This window comes from Vicinamibacteria bacterium (assembly GCA_035620555.1).
Classification (GTDB): Bacteria; Acidobacteriota; Vicinamibacteria; order Marinacidobacterales; family SMYC01; genus DASPGQ01.
In genome coordinates this window covers 1-5,417 of the sequence record DASPGQ010000433.1, presented here as the reverse complement: position 1 = coordinate 5,417, position 5,417 = coordinate 1, and the positions used below count along the sequence as shown (strand labels likewise).

The 5,417-nt window shown below is 62.5% G+C and carries 5 protein-coding genes and 1 pseudogene; 4 read left to right on the top strand and 2 right to left on the bottom strand.

The window, feature by feature from the left end; all coding sequences use genetic code 11:
• Nucleotides 1–2,221 (bottom strand): 2-oxoglutarate dehydrogenase E1 component (locus VEK15_17650; protein HXV62528.1); only part of this gene is annotated, 2,221 nt, incomplete at its 3' end.
• A 217-nt stretch (nt 2,222–2,438) separates the two neighbouring features.
• Here VEK15_17650 and VEK15_17645 point away from each other — a divergent pair.
• Nucleotides 2,439–3,617 carry a hypothetical protein gene (locus VEK15_17645; GenBank protein HXV62527.1) on the top strand — a complete coding sequence of 393 codons (1,179 nt, stop codon included), beginning with the start codon at nt 2,439–2,441 and terminating at the stop codon, nt 3,615–3,617.
• A gap of 179 nt (nt 3,618–3,796) precedes the next feature.
• On the opposite strand, the pseudogene VEK15_17640 reads toward VEK15_17645, so the two are convergent.
• Nucleotides 3,797–4,012, bottom strand: a pseudogene (locus VEK15_17640) (ferredoxin family protein).
• Nucleotides 4,013–4,205: 193 nt separating this feature from the next.
• Here VEK15_17640 and VEK15_17635 point away from each other — a divergent pair.
• The 3 genes from VEK15_17635 to VEK15_17625 form a co-directional block, all read left to right on the top strand.
• Nucleotides 4,206–4,580: a hypothetical protein gene (locus VEK15_17635; protein HXV62526.1), complete on the top strand. Its 375-nt coding sequence runs from the start codon at nt 4,206–4,208 to the stop codon at nt 4,578–4,580.
• A gap of 18 nt (nt 4,581–4,598) precedes the next feature.
• Nucleotides 4,599–4,871, top strand: a complete 273-nt coding sequence (locus tag VEK15_17630; GenBank protein HXV62525.1) for a YtxH domain-containing protein — start codon at nt 4,599–4,601, stop codon at nt 4,869–4,871.
• Nucleotides 4,872–5,100: 229 nt separating this feature from the next.
• The coding region (locus tag VEK15_17625) for a response regulator transcription factor (protein ID HXV62524.1) at nt 5,101–5,417 on the top strand (317 nt) is incomplete at its 3' end.

Genomic DNA, 5,417 nt, shown 5'->3' with positions numbered 1-5,417 from the left:
AGTATTGCGCCGCGGTGGTGCAATTGACGATTCGCAGGTTGGTTTCCGCCGCGAGCTGCAGGAAACGTTCGAGTCGCGCGCTCGAATGATCGGGTCCATGACCCTCGTGGCCGTGCGGCAGGAGGAGCACCATGGAGGGCGTCTGCCCCCACTTGGCGCGGGCAGATACCAGAAACTCGTCGACCACCGTCTGCGCGCCATTGATGAAATCCCCGTACTGAGCCTCCCAGACGACGAGCCGCCCCGGCTCTTGAATGTTGTATCCGAGCTCGAATCCCAGAGCGGCGTTCTCGGACAAGGGGCTGTTGTGGATCTCGAAGGCGGCCGATTCTCGGGAAAAGGACTGCAGGGGCACGTGCTCCTCGCCGGTCTCGACGTCATGAAAGACCGCGTGCCGCTGGCTGAAGGTACCGCGCTCGACGTCCTCGCCGCTCATCCGGATGGCGATGCCGTCGGCGAGGATCGTCGCGAAGGCGAGCTCCTCCGCGGTCGGCCAATCGATGGACTTCCCGTCAATTTTTTCGAGGACGGTCTGGCGCTTCTTTCGTACCCGTTCGAGCTTGGGGTGGGGGCGGAAGCTTCTGGGAAGCTCGAGCAAAGCGGCGTTCAACTCCCGAAGGGTCTCGACGGGGACCGCGGTCTCGACGCGGCGGGCGGCTCCCGCGGGCGGCGTCCTCACCGTCGGCCGGGATACGTCTTTCTGCGGCTCGAGGGTCTCGAGGGCTTTCTGGAGCTCGTCCATTCGCTCACGGATGAACCCCCGCGCTTCCTCCTCTTTCACGACCCTGCGCTTTCGCAGCGCATCGGCCCAGAGCGCACGGACGGTTGGATGCTCGCCGATCTTCGCGTACATCATTGGCTGGGTGAAACCGGGCTCATCGCTCTCGTTATGGCCAAAGCGACGATAGCCCACGAGGTCGATCACGAAGTCCTTGTGATAGCGGGACAGGTAGGCGTAGGCGAGACGGGCGACTTCGATGCACGCTTCGGGATCGTCGGCGTTCGCATGGGCCACCGGGATCTCGAATCCCTTGGCGAGGTCGCTCGCGTAATGCGTGGAGTAGGCGTCTTCGGGTGTCGTCGTGTATCCGAGCTGGTTGTTGGTGATGATGTGGATCGTCCCTCCGGTCTCGTAACCGGGAAGCCGGGACAGGTTGAGAGTCTCGGCCACCACTCCCTGTCCGGGGAAAGCGGCGTCACCATGAATCAGGATGGGAAGGGTCTTTCCGTGCTCGAAGCGTGGCGCACCAGGCTGATCCACCTGGGTTCCCGCGGCGCGCGCCATCCCCTCGACGACGGGGTCGATCGCCTCCACGTGGCTCGGATTCGGAGGGAGGGTAACCGTCACGTCGACTGGGGCGCGTTCGTCCTTGAGAGCACGTCGCGCTCCCATGTGATAGGTCACATCGCCGGTCCATCCGAGCTCGTCGGGAAACTTGCGCGTCAGTAGGGGATCCTTGAACTCGGCCAGGATCTGCGCGTAAGGTTTCCCGAGCACGTGAGCCAGTACATTGAGGCGCCCGCGATGGGCCATGCCGATGACGATGTTCCGGAGACCATCCTCGGCCGCCTCGCCGATGACCTCATCTAGAACGGGGATGAGCATGTCCAGTCCTTCGATGGAGAACCGGAACCTGCCGGGGAAGGTCCGATGCAGGAACTGCTCGAAGACTTCGACCTCGGTCAAGCGTCTCAAGAGGACCACCTCGTCGATGGGATCGTTTGGCGGGCAAAAGCGGCAGGACTCAGCCATGTTCCGTAGCCATTCGCGTTCTTCGGAAGCGCGGAGGTGCTGGTAGTCGTAGCCGCGGGTGTTCGAGTAGACCGAGCGGAGCTCCCTGATAGCCTTCCAGGCGTTGGACGTCCTTTCGGCTACGGGCCCGCCCACGACGTCGGAGGGCAGCCGGCGCAAACGGGCCGCATCCACACTGTGGGTGGCGGGATCGAGGGCGGGGTCGCCCAGGGGCGTGCTTCCCAGCGGATCGAGACTTGCCGCGAGATGACCGTACTGGCGGACGGCATGGGCCAGCTGAACCGCTCCAATGACGTCGCCTAGACGGAAGGAAGCTCCTGGCCGGTCGGTGTCGAGCGGCGCGGAGTTCGTGTCGAAGAACGATCGGAAGGCCGGCTCGACGGATTCCGAATCCTCTCGGTACCGATCGTAGAGCTGCTGGACATAGGCTGCGTTGAAGGCATGGAACTCCATGAAGTCGGGCCTCATCGACCCTATCTATCCGCCGTGGAGGCGGACATCCGGTGACCAACCTAGCCGCCTAGGGTATTCGCCGTAGAGCTCCCGCTTGGCGAGCTGACCTCATACACGTCCGAGCTGATGTGGTCGAGACGGATTTGGGGATACCGTTCTCCTTTGCAACCATGTCTCACTCGCGCCCTGCTCGTCCCGCGTCATGAAGCGGCCCGCTGATGACGCAAGGGCCGTGAATCGCATCGAGCTCGGCTGGATTCTAGCGGGGCGGCTGGATCCCCTCGACCGTGAGGCGGCGGAGCTCGCTCGGACCCGCTTGCTCTCAGGGATGCGGGAGGATTTCTCCGAGCTCGACTGGCAAATGCCACGAACGATCCGCCCCGAGGCGGCTCGCGGTGCTCGAGTAGAGCCCGTGGACCTCCTCGAGATCGGCATTGCCGAGAGGCACGCGCGGCATTGGGACTTTTCCATCGTCGTGACGGGGGCCGACCTCGTCAGCCACTACGGTCCCCAGGCCCTGGCAACGGCGTCGCGATCGGTTGACGTCGCGATCCTCTCCACGTCGCGAATCGATCCGCTCGCAGCCGGCGAAGAGTTTTCGACCGAGGAGAGAAAACGCGTTCTCGCGCAGCGTATCTTCGCTCTCGCGATGCACCTTCTCGGCCGGCTCAATGGCGTCGAGCACCATGACTCACGCGGCGACGTCATGAGCGAGATCGACTCGGTCGGAGTTCTCGACGGGATGGAGCGTTACTCGGAACGAGCGCGCGACGAGCTGCGACGCTCCCTGCGCGATGTGGCCGATCTTCGTCTGGAGGAAGCTCCCCAACGACGCAGCCGGCCCCTATTCTACCTGCAGGCGGGCTGGCTCAATCTGAGGGAGATCGCTACGGCCGTGCGTCAAGCCAGACCGTGGCTCTTTCCATTGCGGCTCGGTCGCTTGAGCGCGGCGGCGATTTCCGTCCTCTTCGTGTTGATGGTAACCGCCGAGGTGTGGGAGCTGGGTATGAGCCAGCCCGCTGCGCGAGTCGGCGCACTCACCGCCGCAGTGTTCGTCGCCACGACGGTTTATATCATCAAACGCCAGCGTCTCCTCGTTCGTCCGGGTTCACGCTCCCTTACCGAACAGATGGTGGTGACCAACGTCGCCACGACGCTCTGCGTGCTGCTGGGGCTCGTGACCACCTACCTGTTCCTTCTGCTCGCGGTCTTCGTCCTCGCCTTGGCGATTTATCCCGCCTCGCTGGTGGAATCGTGGGCTTCATCACTCGCGGAGCCCATCCACGGATCCCACTACGGGCGCCTGGCGGCGTTCGTGGCGTCGCTGGGCATCCTCATCGGCGCGCTCGGGGCCTCGTTCGAGGGCTATCAATACTTCCGTCATGTCATCTTCGTCGACGAGGAAGTGTGATGTGAGTGGGCTCCGCCAGAGAACTCATGATGTTAGCGCGGCTAGTGTGCGTCCTTGCGATCTTTCGGCTCGTGGTTGTTGCAGATCTCGCAGCTCTCCCGGTGGGCCGTCGCCTTCCTGTCGGCCCCGTCGGCGTCTTCGTAGTAGAGCGCGTTGATCTCGATGAACTCCTTCTGGCTCTTCGGCACCTCGTCTTCCGAAGGGTAGATCGCCGACACCGGGCAAACCGGCTCACAAGCGGCGCAATCGATGCAGGTGTCCGGATCGATGTACAACATCACACGATCTTCGAAGTCCGCATCGTCCTTCGTCGGATGAATGCAGTCCACCGGGCAAACCTCGACGCAGGACGTGTCCTTCGTCTCGATACACGGATCGGTGATGACATAGGCCATCGTCACACCTCCTTCGAAATCGCTGGAAAACCTCGATGGCCGCGATGTGGTTTCCAGGCTAACGTCTACCTTCGAGGCGGGACCATACACTCAACCGTGTAGGAGCAACCAGGACGCTCCCCGCCTCCGGCAAACGCGGTGGGTAGTGGGCTCGATGCAAAACGCCGAGCTCAGCCCCTATTATCTTCAACAGATGGAACCCAGCGCTTTCCAGAACCTGCAGTTGCCCGATGGCTCTGTCCTGCCCCTGGAGTATCGAATCGAGAAAGAGACACCCGGAATGCTCCGATGGCGCGTCCGCGATCCACAGGGAAAGCCACCGGAGTTCGTCGTGACGATTCTCGGGGCCACGATAAGCAAAATGGAAGAGCTTCACCAACGAAGGTTGAGCGAAGAGGACATGCGCGTCGGAATCATCCGTGCCATCCTGCGAGCGCAGAAGTACCTAACGGCCCGCCTCGATGAGGGCGACCAGCCGCCCGATGAGGAGACCGTCACCATCCGGGACACGGATCTTGCGGAGCTGGTGGATTCCAAGACGACGCGTGTCAACGACGTTCCTTGGTAGAGAAAGGAGATTCACGTCATGGTTGTCAAAGGTCGCGAGAGTGGGAGTTTTTTGAGTGGGCTCCTTCTGGGCGCAACTCTTGGTGCGATGAGCGCGCTCGTTCTGGCGCCCAAGTCTGGAAAGAGGCTCAGACGTGACATCGCCCGTGAAGCCGGACGCACGAAACGCCGCGCCGGGGACAGTGTGGAACAGTTGGTCGCGCGAAGCAGCGGTGCGCTGGAGGCGGCGAAGGACGCCGTAGCGGAGGCGCAGCAGACCGTCCGCAGGGCTGCTCGAACCGTCGCCCGCTGACCGACCCGTGCGAACTCCTCAAATGGGTCGACTCGACCGCGGCTCCTGACTCCTACCGGGGCCCGGGTTTATGAGCGATTCCCTTCTTCGGTGTCCATGTGGGTCGGGTTAAGCCAGCCAGTGCTAGTATTTCAATCAGAGACGGCCCGGAAGGGGACGCGCCTCGATCATGACTTCGAAACGGCCTCGAATCTTGCTGGCAGATGATCATGCGTTGCTCGCTGAAGGGATGCGAAAGCTGCTCGAGCCTCATTTCGATATCGTCGGTACAGCGGAGAACGGTCGGATCCTGCTCGAGCTCGCAAAAGACCTTCATCCCGATGTGATCCTCGTCGACGTATCGATGCCTCTTTTGAACGGAATCGACGCCGCCCGACAGCTCAGGAAAATCGTACCCGACTCGAGGATCCTCTTCGTCACGATGCACGAGGATCGAGCGCTCGAAGCCTTCGACGCAGGAGGCTCGGGCTACGTCTTGAAGCACTCCGCGCCTTCGGAGCTCGTCTTCGCGATTCAGGAAGTGGCGGCGGGTCGTTTCTACGTAGC

What these genes read in the sequence shown, in the direction of transcription:
- VEK15_17635 (HXV62526.1), top strand. Translation starts at nt 4,206, where the DNA reads ATGGAACCCAGCGCTTTCCAGAACCTGCAGTTGCCCGATGGCTCTGTC.
- VEK15_17630 (HXV62525.1), top strand. Translation starts at nt 4,599, where the DNA reads ATGGTTGTCAAAGGTCGCGAGAGTGGGAGTTTTTTGAGTGGGCTCCTT.